This window comes from Actinomadura darangshiensis (assembly GCF_004349235.1).
In the GTDB taxonomy this organism is placed as follows: domain Bacteria; phylum Actinomycetota; class Actinomycetes; order Streptosporangiales; family Streptosporangiaceae; genus Spirillospora; species Spirillospora darangshiensis.
The window spans coordinates 1-18,092 of the sequence record NZ_SMKY01000185.1 but is presented as its reverse complement, the minus strand read 5'-3'; the positions used below and the strand labels follow the sequence as shown (position 1 = coordinate 18,092).

Annotated in this window: 17 protein-coding genes and 3 tRNA genes; 8 read left to right on the top strand and 12 right to left on the bottom strand. The window is 71.9% G+C overall.

Annotated features, from left to right (window positions below; genetic code table 11):
- Positions 1 to 238: 238 nt before the first annotated feature.
- Complete coding sequence (locus E1293_RS31095) at positions 239 to 652, top strand: SsgA family sporulation/cell division regulator (protein ID WP_132201046.1); 414 nt, start codon at positions 239 to 241, stop codon at positions 650 to 652.
- Here the strand turns inward: E1293_RS31095 and sthA are convergent.
- Both sthA and E1293_RS31085 read right to left on the bottom strand, forming a co-directional pair.
- Entirely contained in the window at positions 649 to 2,052 is a 1,404-nt protein-coding gene (gene sthA / locus E1293_RS31090) for a Si-specific NAD(P)(+) transhydrogenase (protein ID WP_132201045.1), read from the bottom strand. The genes E1293_RS31095 and sthA overlap by 4 nt on opposite strands.
- Positions 2,053 to 2,101: 49 nt before the next feature.
- The gene (locus tag E1293_RS31085) at positions 2,102 to 2,713 is read right to left on the bottom strand and encodes a TetR/AcrR family transcriptional regulator (protein WP_132201044.1); all 612 of its coding nucleotides are present in this window, start codon (positions 2,711 to 2,713) and stop codon (positions 2,102 to 2,104) included.
- Between the two features lie 112 nt (positions 2,714 to 2,825).
- Between E1293_RS31085 and E1293_RS31080 the strand changes: the two genes are divergently transcribed.
- The gene (locus tag E1293_RS31080; protein WP_132201043.1) at positions 2,826 to 3,146 is read left to right on the top strand and encodes a DMT family transporter; all 321 of its coding nucleotides are present in this window, start codon (positions 2,826 to 2,828) and stop codon (positions 3,144 to 3,146) included.
- Between the two features lie 29 nt (positions 3,147 to 3,175).
- A complete protein-coding gene (ppgK, locus tag E1293_RS31075) occupies positions 3,176 to 3,982 on the top strand; it encodes a polyphosphate--glucose phosphotransferase (protein WP_132201042.1) in 807 nt (268 codons plus the stop codon).
- Here ppgK and E1293_RS31070 read toward each other — a convergent pair.
- The 9 genes from E1293_RS31070 to E1293_RS31030 all read right to left on the bottom strand — a co-directional run bounded on the left by E1293_RS31070 (position 3,979) and on the right by E1293_RS31030 (position 14,828).
- Positions 3,979 to 6,726, bottom strand: a complete 2,748-nt coding sequence (locus E1293_RS31070; protein ID WP_132201050.1) for a glycoside hydrolase family 38 N-terminal domain-containing protein — start codon at positions 6,724 to 6,726, stop codon at positions 3,979 to 3,981. The genes ppgK and E1293_RS31070 overlap by 4 nt on opposite strands.
- Before the next feature lie 8 nt (positions 6,727 to 6,734).
- The gene (locus E1293_RS31065; protein WP_132201041.1) at positions 6,735 to 7,931 is read right to left on the bottom strand and encodes a CehA/McbA family metallohydrolase; all 1,197 of its coding nucleotides are present in this window, start codon (positions 7,929 to 7,931) and stop codon (positions 6,735 to 6,737) included.
- Complete coding sequence (locus tag E1293_RS31060) at positions 7,928 to 9,055, bottom strand: ABC transporter ATP-binding protein (RefSeq protein WP_132201040.1); 1,128 nt, start codon at positions 9,053 to 9,055, stop codon at positions 7,928 to 7,930. The genes E1293_RS31065 and E1293_RS31060 overlap by 4 nt, the downstream gene beginning before the upstream one ends.
- Positions 9,055 to 9,882, bottom strand: coding sequence for a carbohydrate ABC transporter permease (locus tag E1293_RS31055; protein ID WP_132201039.1), 828 nt, complete (start codon positions 9,880 to 9,882; stop codon positions 9,055 to 9,057). Before E1293_RS31055 ends, E1293_RS31060 begins: the two co-directional genes overlap by 1 nt.
- Entirely contained in the window at positions 9,879 to 10,844 is a 966-nt protein-coding gene (locus tag E1293_RS31050; RefSeq protein ID WP_132201038.1) for a carbohydrate ABC transporter permease, read from the bottom strand. Before E1293_RS31050 ends, E1293_RS31055 begins: the two co-directional genes overlap by 4 nt.
- Entirely contained in the window at positions 10,816 to 12,243 is a 1,428-nt protein-coding gene (locus tag E1293_RS31045; protein ID WP_243716817.1) for an extracellular solute-binding protein, read from the bottom strand. Before E1293_RS31045 ends, E1293_RS31050 begins: the two co-directional genes overlap by 29 nt.
- Before the next feature lie 80 nt (positions 12,244 to 12,323).
- Positions 12,324 to 13,160: an aminotransferase class IV gene (locus tag E1293_RS31040; RefSeq protein WP_243716816.1), complete on the bottom strand. Its 837-nt coding sequence runs from the start codon at positions 13,158 to 13,160 to the stop codon at positions 12,324 to 12,326.
- Positions 13,111 to 14,127, bottom strand: a complete 1,017-nt coding sequence (locus E1293_RS31035) for a chorismate-binding protein (protein WP_243716814.1) — start codon at positions 14,125 to 14,127, stop codon at positions 13,111 to 13,113. The genes E1293_RS31040 and E1293_RS31035 overlap by 50 nt, the downstream gene beginning before the upstream one ends.
- Positions 14,124 to 14,828: an ArsR/SmtB family transcription factor gene (locus tag E1293_RS31030; protein WP_165978469.1), complete on the bottom strand. Its 705-nt coding sequence runs from the start codon at positions 14,826 to 14,828 to the stop codon at positions 14,124 to 14,126. Before E1293_RS31030 ends, E1293_RS31035 begins: the two co-directional genes overlap by 4 nt.
- Before the next feature lie 126 nt (positions 14,829 to 14,954).
- Between E1293_RS31030 and E1293_RS31025 the strand changes: the two genes are divergently transcribed.
- The 3 genes from E1293_RS31025 to E1293_RS31015 all read left to right on the top strand — a co-directional run bounded on the left by E1293_RS31025 (position 14,955) and on the right by E1293_RS31015 (position 15,246).
- Positions 14,955 to 15,026, top strand: a tRNA-Gly gene (locus tag E1293_RS31025).
- 41 nt (positions 15,027 to 15,067) lie between these two features.
- Positions 15,068 to 15,138, top strand: a tRNA-Cys gene (locus E1293_RS31020).
- A 33-nt stretch (positions 15,139 to 15,171) separates the two neighbouring features.
- Positions 15,172 to 15,246, top strand: a tRNA-Val gene (locus tag E1293_RS31015).
- Here the strand turns inward: E1293_RS31015 and E1293_RS31010 are convergent.
- Entirely contained in the window at positions 15,225 to 16,184 is a 960-nt protein-coding gene (locus tag E1293_RS31010; protein ID WP_132201035.1) for an AraC family transcriptional regulator, read from the bottom strand. The genes E1293_RS31015 and E1293_RS31010 overlap by 22 nt on opposite strands.
- Before the next feature lie 73 nt (positions 16,185 to 16,257).
- On the opposite strand from E1293_RS31010, the gene E1293_RS31005 reads away from it, so the two are divergent.
- Together E1293_RS31005 and E1293_RS31000 are read left to right on the top strand one after the other, a co-directional pair.
- On the top strand, positions 16,258 to 17,262 hold the full coding sequence (locus E1293_RS31005) for an SDR family NAD(P)-dependent oxidoreductase (RefSeq protein WP_132201034.1): 1,005 nt from the start codon (positions 16,258 to 16,260) through the stop codon (positions 17,260 to 17,262).
- Positions 17,263 to 17,347: 85 nt separating this feature from the next.
- Positions 17,348 to 18,092, top strand: a 745-nt coding sequence (locus tag E1293_RS31000; RefSeq protein ID WP_165978468.1) for a LysR family transcriptional regulator, incomplete at its 3' end; no start/stop codon positions are given.

The following is an 18,092-nucleotide window of genomic DNA, read 5'->3' as shown; positions in this document are numbered from 1 at the left end:
GGCCAAGGGCCTGCGGGGCAGGCGGTGGGGGCCGTAGGAAAGTTGCGAAAGATCCGCTTTTGCCCAGGTCAGACGCAGGTTTTGCTACGGTGAGATGGATCACAAACGCCGGGGGCCCCGGAATGTTCGGCCGAGTTCAGGCAGTTAGGCGTCATAGATCGCGGGGATGTCCGTGAGAGGGAGAACCACTCACCGGAGTCCCCGCGAGTCCGCGGGACCGACGTAAGAGGGAATGGCCATGAACAGCAGTACCACCGTCTCAGCAGAGCTGGGCCTTCGTCTCGTCGTCCCCGACCGCACGACCGTTCCTCTGCTCGCGGGGCTGGAGTACGCGGCCGACGACCCGTACGCGATCCGGATGGCCTTCTACGTGGGCGACGACGAGCCGGTGGAGTGGATCTTCGCTAGGGAGCTCCTCACGGTCGGCATCGTGCGGAAGGTCGGGGACGGGGACGTCGAGGTCTGGCCGGCCGACGATGACGGCTCGCTCAACATCGCCCTGTCGTCGCCATTCGGCGACGCGTTGTTCGAGGTGCCGCTCTCGCCGCTGGCCGACTTCCTGCACCGGACCTACCAGGCCGTGCCCGCAGGAGAGGAGACCGAGTTCATCGACATCGACGCGGAGCTGGAGAACCTGCTCTGGCCGTCCTAGCCCGACAGGCGGGCTATGTGGCGCATCTTGTTCATCGCGTCCAGGGCCGCGACCTTGTAGGACTCGGCCAGGGTGGGGTAGTTGAAGACGGCGTTGACCAGGTAGTCGACGGTGCCGCCGCAGCCCATGACCGTCTGGCCGATGTGGACCAGTTCGGTGGCTCCCGTGCCGAAGACGTGGACGCCCAGGAGGCGCCGGTCTTCTGAGGAGACCAGCAGTTTCAGCATTCCGTAGGAGTCTCCGATGATCTGGCCGCGGGCCAGCTCGCGGTAGCGGGACACCCCCACTTCGAAGGGGACCTTCGCCTCGGTGAGGGCGTCCTCGGTCCGGCCGACGAAGCTGATCTCGGGGATGGTGTAGATCCCGATCGGCTGGGTCTCGTGGATCTCCGCGACCGGCTCGCCGCAGGCGTGGTGGGCGGCGAGCCGGCCCTGCTCCATCGAGGTGGCCGCGAGGGACGGGAAGCCGATCACGTCCCCGACCGCGTAGACGTGCGGGACCCCGGTGCGGTAGTTCTCGTCCACCTTGATCCGGCCGCGGTGGTCGGCGGTGAGGCCCGCGGCGTCCAGGCAGAGGTCGCCGGTCATGCCCTGCCGCCCGGCCGAGTACATGACGGTGTCGGCGGGGATGCGCTTGCCGCTCTCCAGGACGGTGATCGCGCCGCGCTCCATCCGTTCGACGGACGCGACGCTCTCCCGGAACCGGAACGTGACGGCCAGGTCGCGCAGGTGGTACTTGAGCGCCTCGACGATCTCCAGGTCGCAGAAGTCCAGCATCCGCTCACGCCGCTCGACGACGGTGACCTTGGTGCCGAGCGCGGCGAACATCGAGGCGTACTCGATGCCGATCACGCCGGCGCCGACGACGACCATGGTCTCCGGGATGCGGTCCATGTGGATGATGCCGTCGGAGTCGATGATCGTCCGGTCGTCGAAGTCGACGGTGTCGGGACGCGCCGGGGTGGTGCCCGTGGCGATCACGATGCGCTCGGCGGTGACCTTCTGCTCGCGGTCGCCGGTGCCGGAGATGCCGATCGTGTTGGGCTCCAGGAAGCGCCCGGTGCCGGACAGCACGGTGACGTGGTTGCGGGCGAGCTGGCTGCGGATGACGTCGGTCTCCCTGCCGATGACGTGCTGGGTCCGCATCCCGAGGTCGGCGACGGTGATGTCGTCCTTGACCCGGTAGCTCTGCCCGTAGAGCTCGCGCTGGTTGAGGCCGGTCAGGTACAGCACGGCCTCGCGCATGGTCTTGGACGGGATCGTCCCGGTGTTGATGCAGACGCCGCCGATCATGTCGCGGCGGTCCACGATGCCGACCTTGCGGCCCAGCTTGGCGGCGGCGATGGCCGCGCGCTGCCCGCCGGGTCCCGATCCGAGCACGAGGAGATCGAAGTCATTCACTCCCCCAGTCTGACGGGCCGTCCCGGTCCCGATAAACCTTTTCGGCGGATCAATCCGGATCGGCGGGGGTCCGCAGCAGGCCCTCGGCCAGCGTGTCCAGGCCGGCCTTGATCCGCTCGACCGGCATTCCGCGTGTGCGGCGCTGGTGCAGGATCAGGTTCGCGGCGAGCGGCGCCAGGAGCGCGTCGGCCAGGTACGCGGCGTCGGCGGCGGGGCGGACCTGCCCGACGAGCATGGCCAGGTGCAGGTGGTAGAGGCCGTACGAGCCGTCCCGGAAGCGGGCGTCGGGCGGGTCGGCCTCGGCCATGACCAGTAGTTCGGCCTGCGCGTCGGTGCGGTCGGCGAGGGCGTGCAGGAACGCGCGGAGGCGTTCGGACGGGGACGCGCCGGGGCCTAGTGGCGGGGGTCCGTGCAGGAAGGCGGCCTGGAAGCCGCGTTCGCGGTCGTCGACCACGGCGTAGGCGAGGCGGGCGCGGTCGCCGAAGCGGCGGTAGACGGTGCCGACGCCGACCCCGGCCCGCCGCGCGACCTCGTCCATGGAGAGGCCGTCCGCGCCCCGCTCGGCGATCACCGCCGCGGCGGCCGCGAGGATGCGGCGGCGGTTGCGGGCGGCGTCCGCGCGCTCGGCGGGCGGACGCCCTGCGACCGGCAGTTCCCGCATCTCCCACCCCCTTCGACCGGAAGATTACCGGAGAGCCCTCCGGTTACGTGCTTGTAACCGGAAACTTCTCCGGTTAATCTCAACCGGAGGGATTTCCGGTTGAGGGGGCGTTATGGCGTGGGTCTACCTGGTGGCCGCCGGGCTGATGGAGCTGGTGTGGGCGACGGCGCTGAAGGAGTCGGACGGCCTGACGAGGCTCTGGCCGTCCGTCATCGGGCTCACGGTGGCGGTGCTGAGCGTCGTCGTGCTGTCGCTGTCGCTGCGGACCCTGCCGGTCGGGACGGCCTACGCCGTGTTCGTCGGGCTGGGCGCGATCGGCGTCGCGCTCGTCGGCATGATCGCGTTCGGCGAGAGCGCGTCGCCGGGGCGGCTCGCCTTCCTCGCCCTCATCGTCGCCGGCGTGGTCGGATTGCAGCTCATGGAGAGCTCTTAGGACCGGTGAAGATCGGGCACAGTGAGGGCATGGCCAGGGAGATGCTGGGGATCGACATCGGCGGCTCGGGGATCAAGGGGGCGCCGGTCGACCTGACGGACGGCTCGTTCACCCGGGAGCGCTTCCGGATCGACACGCCGCGGCCGGCCAGGCCGAAGCCGGTCGCGAAGGTCCTCGCCGAGGTCGTCGACCATTTCGGCTGGGACGGCCCGGTGGGCGTCACCTATCCCGGCGTGGTGATCGACGGCGTGGCGCTGTCGGCGGCGAACGTCTCCAAGCACTGGCTCGGGCTGGACGCGGCGTCCCTGATCGCGGACGTGACCGGCCGGGAGATCACGCTGCTCAACGACGCGGACGCGGCGGGCGTCGCGGAGATGCGGCTCGGCGCGGGACGCGACCGGCGCGGCACCGTCGTCCTGCTCACGCTGGGGACGGGCATCGGCAGCGCGCTGTTCACCGACGGCGTCCTCGTCCCGAACACCGAGTTCGGGCACATCCAGGTCAACGGCAAGGACGCCGAGCTGCGCGCGTCCGCGAAGGCGCGCACCGAGGAGGACCTCAGCTGGGCGAAGTGGGCCAAGCGGCTGAGCGAGTACCTGGCGCATCTGGAGGCGCTGATCTCCCCCTCGCTGATCATCGTCGGCGGCGGGGTGAGCCGGAAGTCGGAGCACTTCCTGCCGCTGATCAAGGGCGTCCGGGCGGAGATCGTCCCGGCGCGGCTGGTGAACAACGCGGGCATCGCGGGCGCGGCGATGGCGGCGGCCGCCGCGCATCCGGTGGAGACCGCCGCGCCCGCCCGTGTCCGCGCGGCCGGGACGGCCGAGGCGGCCCGCTAGGGCGTCCTCAGCCGCACCGTCGCGATCTCCCAGGGCCGCAGCGCCAGGGTGGCCGTCCCGTCGTGCACGTCGAGCGGGAGCCCGGGACGCCCGCGCAGGTCGACGCGGGTCGCCTCGGTGAAGCCCCCCTGCAGGACGGCCGTGGCGGGCTCCGCGCACTGGGCGACCATCCGGGCCTCGATCCAGCCGTCGCGGGACCGGAGCGAGGTCATGGCCACGCCGTCGCCCGTGATCGAGACGCCCGCGCGGGAGGCCGGGACAGGCGCGGAGGCGTGCCCGTAGCCGGCGGCGGTGAGGAGGTCGTGCCGGTACGCCTCGGCCGCCTGGAGGACGTCGGCTCCGGGGAGTTCGCCGTCGTAGGGCATGATCGCCAGGCCGGCCGTCCGCTCGCCCCGGCACTGCGCCTGCGGCGTCGGGAGCTGCGGCCCGGCGGGCTGGTCGCGGTAGGCGTTGCGGTCCCGGGACAGGTAGCCGATCGAGCGCAGCAGGGTGAGCGCCAGCTCGCGCCCGCCGGCCGTGACCTCGTACTCGGTGACGTGCTCCAGCAGGACGGCCAGCCCGCCCGCGCCGACGAACCCGGACGCCGGGTAGGTCGGCACGGGACGTTCCCCGAAGCCGCCCTCGGCCGTCAGCCCCCGCTCGATGATCGCGAACTGCCCCTCGGCGAAGGACGTGTCCGCCTGGCGCGGCAGCGACATGTGCAGCCGGACCCGGTGGTCGTCGCAGCGGTTGTCGAACGTGACGCGCAGCCGGAGGAACGGCTCGCCGGCGCGCAGTTCAGCGCGGGTGGTGACGGTCACGTCCTCCTCGGACCCGGACCGGGCGTCGCCCTGGACGTCCCCGGAGGCGGGCCACCGGTACGTCCGGACGATGTCGAGCGCGGCGACGAGCGGCCCGTCCGAGAGCGGGGTGACGCCCACCGTCAGCGGGTCCCCGACGATCCGGTCCTCGGCGGGCGGCGCGTAGTTGTAGGAGTCGCCCAGGTCGCCGCCGTCCACGATCCGTCCGACGCCCTCGACGACATGGCCGGACGGGGTGCGCAGCTGCAAGGTCCCGTCGTCGCGGACCTCGGCGCGCAGAAGCCCGTTGTCGAGGACGCTCCCGTCACCCGTCACCGGCCCTTCCGTGGCACCGGACGCTGGAACGGGCCGGACGGTCGTCAATCCCAGCGCGGGCACGTCGACCAGCGCGGCGACCGTCCGGCGCGGATCGGCCAGGATGCGGACGCGCCATTCCCCGTCCGCGTCCCGCAGAGCCTCCCGGACGTCGCCGATGTCGAACGGGACGTCGGCGCGCGACGTGACGTGGAAGGTGAGCGTGCGCTCCTCCCGCGACACGGACCAGTCCCGGATCTCCTGCCCGAACAGCACCCGCCCGTACACCCGCTCCAGCAGGATGGGCAGCTCGGAGGCCGGGTGGACACCGTCGTCCAGCACGGTGGGCGCGACCTCGAGCGTCTGGACGGGCACCGGTCGCCCGTCCCCCGTCACCAGCCCGGGTTCCCCGTCGGACGGAACGTCCAGCGTGACGAGCCCCGTCCGCGCGGCCGGGCTCGGGTTGAACACCAGGTGCGAGCCGAGCGGCACCAGAGCGGCGCGTTCGGCGGTGACGAGGTCGCAGACGGCGCGCCCGAGCTGCTCCGCCTCCGCCATGTGCGCCGCGACCTGCTCGGCGGTCTCGTCGCTGCCGCAGCCGGTGACCGAGTCGTGGCAGCTCACCTCGATGAGGCGCCGCCACGCCAGGTCGAGGAACCGCTGCGCGTCGCCCGAGTACCAGAGCGCGGTCAGCGGCTCGGCGTACCGCTCCACGAGCCGCTCGGCGCGTCCCATCATCTGCTTCAGCCGGACGCGGGCGGAGAGCACGCCGGGCAGGATGTTGGCGCGGGCGTGCGACCGCAGCTCGCCCCGGATCCGCGGCAGGCCGTCCACGGACGGCTCCTCCCCCGCGAAGTAGCCGGCGAGGGTGTCCAGCCGCATCCCGAGTCCCGCGGACGCGACCCGGTCGGCGAGGTCGGCGGCCGGCGCGGTGTGGTCGGCGCCGTACATGGCCAGGAGCGCGCCGCCGTCCGGGTACCAGCGGCCCATCGACTCGGCGAAGCCGGCGGCGCGGCCGGTCAGCGGCGACGCGCCGGTCCCGAACTCCTCGAACATCGAGGCGGCGTTGCCGTAGCCGCCCTCCGGGAGGTACTGGGTGCGGACCGCCGTCCCGTCCGGCGCCTCCCAGGCGAACGCGCGGGTCCGGACCCGGTCCGGGACGCCGCGCCAGACGCACGCGTGCTCGATCCCGGCGAGCCGGAGGATCTGCGGCGTCTGCGCGCAGTGCCCGAACTGGTCGGGCAGGTAGCCGACCATCATCGCGGCGCCCAGCTCCTCCGCGCGCCGGATGCCGAGCTCCAGGTTCCGGACGATGTTCTCCCCCGAGCACAGGAACTCGTCGTGCAGGATCTGCCAGGGCCCGACGGCGAGCCGCCCCTCGCGGACGAGCGCCTCCACCTGCTCCCGCCGTTCGGGGCGGATCTCCAGGTAGTCGTCGACCGCCGCCATCTGCCCGTCCAGCGTGAAGTGCCAGCGGGAATCGGCCTCCATCCCGGCGAGGACGCCGTCGAGCAGCGAGACGAGGCGGAGCCGGAAGCGCTGGAACGGCAGGTACCACTCGCGGTCCCAGTGCGTGTGGGGGACGACGACGATCTCCGAACCCGCCGCCCACCGGGAGTCCTCTAGCCGCCCGGTGTTCTCTAGCCGCACAGTGTTCTCTAGCCGCACAGTGCGATCACCTCGTTCTCGTGGGTTTCCAGGCGGTGCGTGCCCGGATGGCCGGCCGGTGCCAGGACGCGGTCGCCGCGGACGGCGGTGCGCCGCCCGTCGGGACGGACGAGCACGGTCCCGTCGGCGCCGAGCGCGATCAGCTCGTCGCCGACGCGCAGCAGGACGGGCGCGCCGACGCCCGCGGAGACGGACGTCCGCCCGGCCGCGAGCCCGCCCAGCACGTCGTCGCCCTCGGTCAGGACCCACGTGACGGGCTCGCCGAGGCTCTTCTCCTGCGCCGGGTCGTGGAAGTCGCTGCCGCCGAGCGGGACGACGCCGCCGGGCCGCCACACGTCCGCCCAGGCCAGCGGGGCGCCCCACCGCCGGTCCCACCAGGAGGAGTGCCAGATCTCGGCGAAGCGCGGCCGGTGGTCGGCGGGCAGCGGGAGGCGCCAGGCGCAGTCGCCGCTCAGCGGATGGTTGATCGACATGAGCCCGCCGCGCGCGTCGGCGAACGCGGCCCAGTCGGCGCTCGGTCGCCGGAAGTCGACCCAGCCGGTGTCGCCGAACACGTTCGCGTGTCCGAGGTCGGTGGTGACCTCCTGGCCGGGCAGCAGCAGGATCCCGGCGTGCCCGCCGGCGGCGGGCAGTTCGGGGTGGTGGCTGACGGTGTTGTGGTCGGTCACCGCCAGGTAGTCCAGTCCCCGGGACGCGGCGAGGCACGCCAGTTCGTGGACGGTGAGCGTCCCGTCGCTGTGGACGGTATGCGAGTGCAGGTCGCCCGCGAGCCACCGCATCCCGTCCGGTGCGGGCAGGTCTCGGGTGGGCGGACGTTCCGGCCGTGGAGGCAGTGATTCGTCCGGGCGCTGTGGGGACGACCCAGAGGTGGTCACGGTGACCTCATAGGGGACACCGTCCGGCGGAATGCGGTGGAGCCGGAGCCAGACGTGCCATGTGCCCGGTTCAAGCTCCCCTGGGAGGTATCCGGGTGTGGCCCATTCGGCGCCCACGGTGTACTGGAGTCGCGCCCCACCGGACCAGCCTCGGAACCCGTCCGGCCCATGGCAGCCCAGGTCGATGACACCGCCGTCGTAGGAGAGTTCGACCGTGATGGACGCCGTGCCGGGCGGCACCTCGAAGGGAAGTTCGCGGAGCCCTTGTTCGAGGCGGTCTTCCAGGCTCCAGCGTCCGGTGTGCACGGTCATCCACGCCCCCCGTTCTTCGCCAGCGGCGAGGCCGTCCGGCCGGTCTCGCCGCCGCTGCCCGTCACCAGCTCGCCGTCGCGGTAGAGCAGGACGCGCCCCGGACGGGGCAGCGCCCATCCCTCGGCACCGGAGTCCACCTCGAAGCCCTCCCCCACCACGACGCGCACGGATTCGCCGTCCACGTCGAGGGTCACTAGGGACGAGCCGCCGAGGTTCTCCACGACGGACACCCGCCCGGCGAACGCGCCGTCCACGGGTTCGGTACCGAAATCCATGTATTCGGGACGTACCCCGCACACGACCTCCTGCCCGTCCTGTACCCGGCCGCGTGCCTCGTCCGGGACGGGCAGCGATGTCCCGGCGACCACGACGGTCCCGCTCTGGACGGTCCCGGCGAGCAGGTTCATGGGCGTCGAGCCGATGAACGAGGCGACGAACAGGTTGGCCGGCCGCCGGAACACCTCGGTCGGCGTCCCGATCTGCCGGATCCGTCCCGCCTCCATGACCGCGATCCGGTCGGCGAGGGCCAGCGCCTCCGCCTGGTCGTGCGTGACGAATACGGTCGTGACGCCCACGCGGTGCTGGAACTCCTTGAGGAACGTGCGGGCCTCCAGGCGGAGCCGGGCGTCCAGGTTGGACAGCGGCTCGTCCAGCAGGAAGATCCGCGGGTTCGCGACGACCGCGCGGGCCAGGGCGACCCGCTGCTGCTGCCCGCCCGACAGCTCCCCGGGGCGCCGCTGCTCCAGCCCCTTGAGCCCGAGTTCCTGGACGGCCTCCGCCGCCCGCGCATGCCGGACGGAGCGGCTCTCCTTCTTGATGCGCAGCGGGTAGGCGATGTTGTCCAGGACGGTCATGTGCGGGAACAGCGCGTAGTCCTGGAACACCATGCCGACGTCGCGCCGCCCCGGCTGGAGCCGCGTCACGTCGCGGTCGCCGAGCGCGATCGTCCCCGCGGTGGCCGTCTCCAGGCCCGCGACCGTGCGCAGCAGCGTCGTCTTCCCGCAGCCGGACGGGCCGAGCAGCGCGAAGAACTCGCCCATCGCGACGTCGAGGTCGAGCGCGTCCAGGGCCCGGACGCCGCCCGGGTAGACCTTCGTCAGCTCCCGAATCGTGATGGACGCCATCAGCGCTTGATCCCTCCGTGGAAGCGGAACCCGTACCGGCGGCTGACGAACAGGTACATGAGCACGACCGGCAGGGAGTACAGCAGCGAGAACGTGGAGATCAGGGGCAGGTCCGGCTGGCCGCCCTCGGTGTAGAACGTGTACATGATCACCGAGGCGGGGGCCTTGTCCGGATTGCGCAGCAGCAGGAACGGCATCAGGAAGTCGCCCCACACCTGCGCGACCGTCCACACCGCCACGGTCGCCAGGCCCGGCCTGATGACCGGGACGACCACGTGCCGCAGGATCTGCAGCGGCGACGCCCCGAACACCCGCGCCGCCTCCTCGTAGGACGTGGGCGTCGCGTCGGTGAAGTCCTTCAGCAGGAAGATCGACGCCGGCAGCAGCCCGCCGGTGAGCACGAGGATCACCCCGAGCCGGGAGTCGATCAGGTGCAGGTTGAAGGCCAGCAGGAAGATCGGCACCATCGCCGCCGTCCCGGTGATGATGGACGACAGCAGGAGCAGGACGTAGAGCAGCACGTCCCGTCCCGGCACCCGGACGCGGCTCAGCGCGTACGCCGCCAGCGAGGCGGCCGTGACGACGAGCGCGGCCGTCCCCGCGGCGAGCAGTACCGAGTTGCGCAGCGAGGCGAGCGCGTACGGGTTGTCCAGCAGGACCTGGAAGTTGTGCAGGGTGAAGTCGGGCAGCGACACCGCGATGCCCGGATTCGCATCGAACGGCGTGAACGCCAGCCAAAGCAGCGGCAGCGCGAAGAAGCCGAGGACGGCCGAGACGAACGTCGCCAGCCCGATCTTGCGCAGCAGCTCCCGGACGGTCTCGTTCATGCGGCCGCCCCCTTCGGCTCGCGGGCCTTGCGGGCGCCACGCTCCCGCAGCGCGCGCAGGTAGATCAGCGCGATCACCAGGTTGATGAGGATCATGATCAGCGAGATCGCGGCGCCGAAGCCGAGCCGGCCGTCGCCGAGCGCCGTCCGGTACACGTACACCGACATGATCTCCGAGCGCCCGTCCGGGCCGCCGGCGGTGATCAGGAACGGGGTGAAGTCGTTGAACGTCCACAGGCTGACCAGCAGCAGGCTCGTCAGGACGTGCCCGCGGATGCGCGGGAACACCGCGTCCCGCAGCGTCTGCCAGGTCGAGGCGCCCGCGAGCCGCGCCGTCTCCAGATGCGACGGTGGAACGTTCCCGATCGCCGCGCCGTAGAGCATCATCGAGAACGCGGTGCCGTGCCAGACGTTGAACACGATGATGGACGCCATCGGATGGTCGAGCAGCCAGGCCGTGCCCGGCGTGCCGAGGAGCGCGTTGAGGGTGCCGCCGTCGCGGTCCAGCAGGGCGATCCACAGGAACGCGATGACCGAGCCCGGCAGGATCCAGGCGAGCAGCACCAGGCCCTCGACCAGCCGCCTGACCAGGCCGGTCCGGTCGCGCATCACCCACGCGATCGCGAAGCCCAGGACGGTCTGCCCGATCACCGCCGACCCGAGGACGAACTGGAGCGTCAGCCACAGCGACCGGCGGAAGTCCCCGTCGCCGAGCACGTTCCGGTAGTTGTCCACGCCGACGACCTTCGGCTCGCTGGCCGCGATGCCGGTGAGCCGGTAGTCGGTCGTGCCCAGGTACAGCGTCCAGAGCGCGGGGAACACCAAAAACACCGCGATGAGCACCAGGGCGGGCGCGACGAAGGCGGCGGCGCGGGCGCGGCCGAGCCCGGCCGCGTCGTCCCGCCCGTGGGACGGCGCGGCCGTCGGCAGGGCGTCAGCGCGGGGTGACGTGGGCGGCGCCACCGACGACCCCTTCGAGCTTCTTGGTGTACTCGGCGGCGGCCTGGTCCGCGCTCTTGCCCGACACCACGGCGGCGGTGGCCTCCTGCAAGGCCGTCGACACCTGCGGGTACACCCCGAGGCCCGGACGGTAGGACGTGACGGGCAGGACCTTCTCCGACACGAACGTCAGGAACGGGTCGCCCGCGAGGATCTCCTTGTTCACGTCCGTCCGGGATGTGATCTCGGGCTGCCCCGCCGTCCGCGCCTTGACGATCTCCGGCGAGTTCATGAAGGCCAGCAGCTCGAACGCCTGCTGCGGGTACTTGGTGTTCGGGTTGAGGACGCTCACCGGCCCGCCCGACATGCTCACGAACGACTGGCCGCGCACGCCCTTGCCCTGCGCGACCGCGGGGATCAGCGCGTAGCCGACGTCCTGGTCGCGGGTCTTCATCTTCGCGACGCCCGTCTTGGGGTTCAGGACGTCCCGCCAGAAGTAGTCGCCCTCGAACAGGATCCCGATCTTGCCGGCGGCGAACTCCTCGAAGGACTTGTCACGCCCCTTGGCCTCCTGCTGGAGCTTGGGGTCGCCGAGGCCCTCGCCGCCGTAGATCTGCGCGTACAGGCCGAGGGCCTGCTTGACGGCCGGGCCGCCGGCGGTCCACTTGCCGTCCGCGTAGATCTCGGCGCCGGCGCCGGCCAGGAGGGGCAGTGCGCCCTGCATGGAGGTCGCCTCGCCCATCGCGGTGCCCGCGTCGAGCTGGATCGGGGTCACGCCGGAGATCTTCTTCAGCGCGCGGCCCGCGGTGAGGATGTCCTGCCAGCTCTTCGGCTGCCAGTCGGCGGGCAGCCCGGCCTGCGCGAACAGCTTCTTGTTGAAGAAGATGACTCGGCCGTCGGTGCCGGGCGGGATGCCGTAGCGCTTGTCCTCGAACATCGCCAGCTTCTGGACCGCTCCGGGGATCTGGGTCCAGCCGTCCCAGGCGTCCGCCGGTGCGCCGACCACGTCCGACAGCGGACTGATGTAGCCGGCCTGGGCGAACTCGCCGACCCAGATGCCGTCGATGTCCATGATGTCGGCACCCGACCGGGACTTCAGGTCGAGCGCCAGCTTCGTCTTATAGGCCTCGTCGTCCACGCCCTGCCCGCGGAACGTCACCTTCGCGGTGACGCCCTTGGCCTTCTGCGCCGCGACGAACTTCGGGATCACCGTCTTGGTGATCCACTCGGCCTCTTCGGTGTTCTTGCCGCCCTCGATGGCGTTGCGGGTGATCGTCAGGGAGAAGCTCTTGGCGTCCTTGCCCCGGTCGGGGTCCGTCGAGGATCCGCCGCCGCCGCATCCGGCGAGCACCGCGCCCGCCATCGCCAGCGCGGCCGCCGCGCCGAACCGCCTCCTGGAGAAGTCCCTGCTGGAGAAGACCATGGGTGACCTCCAAAGCGTCACCACATAACGTGACCGAAGAAACCGATCACGTAAAGGCTCCGGAGATCATTTTCTCCGGGTCAGGGGTCCATCAACTCCGCGGACCGGGCCGCGAACGCCTCCGCCGCCTTCGCGGTGATCGGGCCGGGGGCGGCCGGGAGGACCGTCCCGTCCACGGCCCGGATCGGCTGGACGTCCCGCGTCGTGGACGTCAGGAACGCCTCGTCGGCCCGGTACAGGTCGTCCAGCGCGAGGTCCTCCTCCTCGCCGCCGCACCACTCCAGCGTGAGCGCGCGCGTCACCCCGGCCAGGCAGCCGGACGACAGCGGCGGCGTCACGAGCCGGCCGCCGAGCACGACGAAGATGTTGGAGCCCGTGCCCTCGCACAGGTTCCCCACCGTGTTGCCGAAGATCGCCTCACCGCCGCCGCGCTCCTTGGCGTAGGCGAGGGCCAGGGCGTTCTCCGCGTAGGACGTCGTCTTCAGGCCGGAGACGGCGCCCCGCTCGTTGCGCGGCCACGGCACGACCGTCACGTCCGCCGTCGCCGGGAACGGGGCCTGCGGCCCGACGATGATCGACACGGTCGGGCCCTCGTCGCCGCGGTTGGAGCCGAGCGGCCCGGGGCCGCTCGTGTAGGTGATGCGGATGCGGGCCAGCGGCCACTTCGGCGCGGCGGCGAGGACTTCGAGGGTGCCCTGGGCGAGGGCGTCCTGGTCGGGCTCGGGCAGGCCGAGGCCGGCCGCCGAGCGGGCCAGTCGCGCCAGATGCCGGGTCAACGCGAACGGCTCCCCGTTCGCCGCCTTCACCGTCTCGAAGATCCCGTCCCCGACGAGCATGCCGTGGTCGAAGACCGACACCGTCGCCCGCTCAGGGTCGACGAGCTGCCCGTTCAGCCAGATCCTGGCCTGCGCCGTCACCGGAAGCCACCTCCAAAAGCCGAGCCGCCTTCAGCTCGGTCTCGCGCCATTCGCGGTGTGGATCGGACCCCCACGTGATGCCCGCGCCGGCACCGAACCGCAGCAGGCCGTCCGCCGCCCAGAAGGTCCGGATGCCCACCGCCAGGGCGCCGCGCCGGGAGTCCGCGTCCACCCAGCCGATGGCCCCACAGTACGGCCCCCGGGGGACGGGTTCGAGCTCTTCGAGCAGGCTCAGTGCACTCGCCTTCGGGGCGCCCGTCACCGAACCGGGAGGAAACGTCGCGGCGAGCAGCTCCGGCCAGCCGCCCGACGCCATCCGGGCCCGGACGCTCGACACGAGATGGACCAGGCCGGCGTAGCCCTCCGGCTCGCACAGCCCCGGCACGCGCACCGAACCGGCCTCGGCGACCCGCCCCAGATCGTTGCGGACGAGATCGACGATCATCACGTTCTCGGCGCGGTCCTTGGGCAGCAGCTCCCCGGCCGTGCGGGCGGTCCCCTTGATCGGACGCGACTCGACGACGTCCCCGTCCCGGCTCAGGTACAGCTCGGGCGAAGCGGAGGCGACCTCCAGGCCCGGCAGCTTGAGCGTCATCGCGTGCGGCGCCGGGATCCGCCGGGCGAGCCTCGCCCCCAGCCCGGCGATGTCCGCGGTTGCGGGCAGCTCCGCCGACAGCACGCGGCAGAGGTTCGCCTGGTACACGAGACCGTCCGCGATGGCGGCGCGGATGCGCTCGACTCCCGCGACGTAGGCGGTCTCGTCCAGCGAACTCGTCCACTCCCCCACACCGGGCCACACCCCGTCCGGATGCGGTGCCCGCCGCACCGTCTCGAACCGGGCGCAGGTGACCTTCCCCTCGTAGGTCACCACCAGGGCCCACCAGCCGCGCGAATCGAGCGCCCCCGGATCGGACGTCACGTCGGCGAGCCCGGTCGCCAGCAGGCCCCCGGCGTAGGCGAAACTCACCCCAGCACGCACCCGAACGAATCCGCGAGGCCCGCCAGCCCCGCGTCCGTCACGACGAGCGCCCTGCGCGTCGTGCCGCGCTCGAACCAGCCCAGCTCGATCATCCGGTCCGTCAGCGCGGACCCGAGCGCCCCGTTCAAATGCGGCCGCCGCTCCGTCCAGTCGAGGCAGTGCCAGGCGAACCTGCGCCGCGCCTTCCGCAGCGCGTCCAGGTCCAGGCCCAGCGCACCCAGCCGATCCTCGCCCTTCTCCGTCACCTCGTAGGCGTCGTCGCCGGCCGGCTCGATCAGGCCGCCGTCCACCAGCGCCGCGAACAGCATCACCCCGGCGATGCCGGCCAGATGGTCGTAGCACGTCCGCGCCTCGTGCAGCCGCCGCGCGTCCCGCGACTGCCGCAGGCTCCGCACCTCGACCGCCGGGCTGATCCGCGACAGCGCCTCGATCACCTGCGCCACCTCGCTCCCCCGCAGCCGGTAGTACCGGTGCCGGCCCTGCTTGACGACCGTGACGAACCCGCCGTCCAGCAGCCGCGCCAGATGCGCGCTCGCCGTCTGCGCGCTCACCCCCGCCGTCCTGGCCAGCTCCCCCGCCGCCAGCGGCCGGCCGTCCAGCAGCGCCGTCAGCATCGCGGCCCGCGCGCGGTCCGCCAGCAGCGCCGCGACGGGTGCGAAGTCCACACTCACGACCTGTTCGGAGCCCATGCCACCGACCCTAAGCGACCCACGCTTCGACCAGTGCCGAAGCATCCGCGCCGCGGCCCGCCGCGAAACCGGTTTGGGGAACCGTCCCGGACACGCTAATGTTTCACCCGTCGCCGCAGGGCGCACGCGGAAGTGGCTCAGGGGTAGAGCATCACCTTGCCAAGGTGAGGGTCGCGGGTTCAAATCCCGTCTTCCGCTCTGAGGGGCCTTTCCGGCTGTGATCCAGAAGGTCTCCTTCTGGTGGAGTGGCCGAGAGGCGAGGCAACGGCCTGCAAAGCCGTGTACACGGGTTCAAATCCCGTCTCCACCTCAACACCGTCCCTCCCCCCGGAGGGTGCGGAACGGGCGATTAGCTCAGTGGGAGAGCGCTACCTTGACACGGTAGAGGCCACTGGTTCAATCCCAGTATCGCCCACCACCCAAGCCCAGGTCAGGCCATGAGCGCCGACCTGGGCTCTCGTGTGTGCGGTGTCGGTAGTGGGAGGGCGACTCGCCGGTCTCCCGTTTGAAGGCGGTGCTGAACGCGCTCTCCGAGGCGTAGCCCAGTCGGGTCGCCAGTGAGCCGACGCGGACGTCGCGGTCGCGGAGAGCGCGCTGTGCCAGCAGCATCCGCCAGCGGGCGAGGTAGGTCAGCGGTGGTATGCCCGCCACGGTGCGAAAGCGCTCGGCGAATGAGGTTCGCGACATGGCGGCGGCCCGTGCGAGTTCGTCCAGGCCCCAGGGCCGGCCCGGGTCGGCGTGCATGAGGGCGAGTGCCGGGCGCAGCCGTTCGTCGGTCAGCGCTCTCAGCCGACCCGGAGGCAGTTCGGCCTGGTCGATGTAGGCGCGCAGCACTTCGAGGACCAGGAGCTGGGCGTACTGGCGGATCGCGAACGCCGAGCCCAGCCGGTCGGCGGTCACCTCGTCGAGGAGCCTGCCGAGGGCGGCGTGCAGGCCCGGCGCGGCGGTGGCCGACGCCCGGACGTGCCCCACCGGGGGAAGCGCCTGCAGCACCAGTGCTTCACCGGCCGGGTTGAGATCGATGCGGCCGCCCATGACGACGTCGCCGGTACCGCGGAGGGACGGGGAGGGGAGCCCCGGCTCGGGCAGGAGCTCGCGGCGCGGACCGTCGCCGGCACCGCCCGTCACCTCCAGCCACGACCGGTTGTTCAGGATGGCGACGTCACCGGGTTCGAGGTCGACCGGCCCGCCGGCGTCGGTGCTCAGCCGGGCCCGTCCGGACGCCATCGCGACGAACTTCAGCGGAGCGTCGATCTCTCCGCGCGACACCCAGGGGCCCTCGGCGGCGAACCCGCCCGTCATCTGCCCGCGCACCTCGATGAGATCGAGCACCTCGGACAACTGATCGGTGACCATGTCCGTACTATCGCGCAAGAAATGCGGACGATCAATGATTCAGAGTCCGGGCGTTCGCGCGCAGAGTGGTGCCATGACTCAGAAGCAGCACCCCATCGGATCAGGGTTCACCGCGGCGTCGACGGCCGGCGACGTCCTCAAGGGCATCGACCTGTCGGGCAAGAACGCCGTCGTCACCGGTGGCCACGTCGGCCTCGGCCTGGAGACCACCCGTGCGCTCAGCCGGGCCGGCGCGTCCGTCCTGGTCGGCTCGCGGGACCCGGACCGCGCCGCCCCCGCGCTGGCGGGGATCGAGCGCGTCGAGGTCGGACGGCTGGACCTCCTCGACCCGGCCTCGGTCGACGCCTTCGCCGCCCGGTATCTGGACTCCGGGCGTCCGCTCCACATCCTGGTCAACAACGCCGGCGTCATGGGCGGCTCGCTGGTTCGCGACGCTCGCGGCTACGAGGCGCAGTTCGCGACCAATCACCTCGGCCATTTCCAGCTGACGCTGGGCCTGCTGCCCGCGTTGCGCGCCGCGCACGGCGCCCGGGTCGTCAACGTGACGTCCGGCGGTCACCGCCTTTCCGACATCCGCTGGGACGATCCGCACTTCACCACCGGTTACGACGGCTTGCTCGCCTACGGCCAGTCCAAGACGGCCAACGTGCTGTTCGCCGTCGAGCTGGACCGCCGATGGGCCGGGGATGCGATCCGCGGCTACGCCGTCCACCCCGGAATCGTCGTCGTCACGAACCTGGGGCCCGCGCGGCGGGAGGACGGAGCCGGGGTGTCCGACGCCGAACTGCGCGCCATGGGGCTGATCGACGATTCCGGACGGCCGGTCATCGACCCCGGGAAGGAGAAGAAGACACCGCAACAGGGAGCCGCCACCAGCGTGTTCGCGGCGACCAGCCCCCTGCTCGCCGACATCGGAGGCGTCTACCTGATGGACAACGACATCTCACCGCTCGGCACCCCGGCCCCGATCGTCTTCGGCACCGAGCAGGAGGTCGTGTCCACGGTCGTGCCGCACGCCGTCGACCCGGTCTCGGCGGGGCGGCTCTGGAAACTGAGCGAGGATCTGATCAAGGGCTGACGCGGTTTCCCGCAGCGCGTTGCGGAGGCCGCCGGTGTTGTCACAATGGGAACTTCAGCACGCAATCATTGTCTGAAATGGATTCATGCTGGTGAACAGCCCAGATCCCGTGATCGACGCCAATCTCGTCGTCGCGCTGGACGCCCTGCTGGCCGAGCAGAGCGTCACCCGCGCCGCCGCCCGCCTGCACACCTCCCCCGCCGCCATGAGCCGGACCCTCGCCCGGCTCCGCCGCGTCCTCCAGGACCCCCTCCTGGTCCGCGCCGGGCAGACCATGGTCCCCACTCCGCGCGCCCAGGCCCTGCGCGACGAGGCCGCCACGGTGGTCCGCCGCGTCGGCGCACTGCTCAGCCCGGGCAGCGGCGTCGACCCCGCCGCCCTGCGCAGCACCTTCACCCTCCAGGCCGCCGACCTGGTCGGCGCGGCACTGACCGCCGGGCTGCTGCGACTGGCCCGCCAGGAGGCACCGGGGGTCTCGCTGCGGTTCCGGGCCGAGGACCTGGAGGCCGGGCCCGCCCTCCGCGACGGCCGGATCGACCTGGAGGTCGGATCCATCGACCACGTCGATCCCGAGACCCAGGTCGAGGAGCTGGTCACCCTCCGGATGGCGGCGGCCGTCCGGCCCGGCCACCCCCTCACCGAAGGGACGCTGACCCCGGCCAGGCTCGCCGCCGCCGAGCATGTCGCGGTCAGCCGCCGCGGCCGGTTCACCGGCCCCCTCGACGCCGCCCTCGCCGACCACGGCCTCGGCCGCCGGGTCGCCGTCGTCCTCCCCGGCCACCTCGCCGCGATGGCCCTCGCCGCCCGCAGCGACATCGTCTGCCTCATCC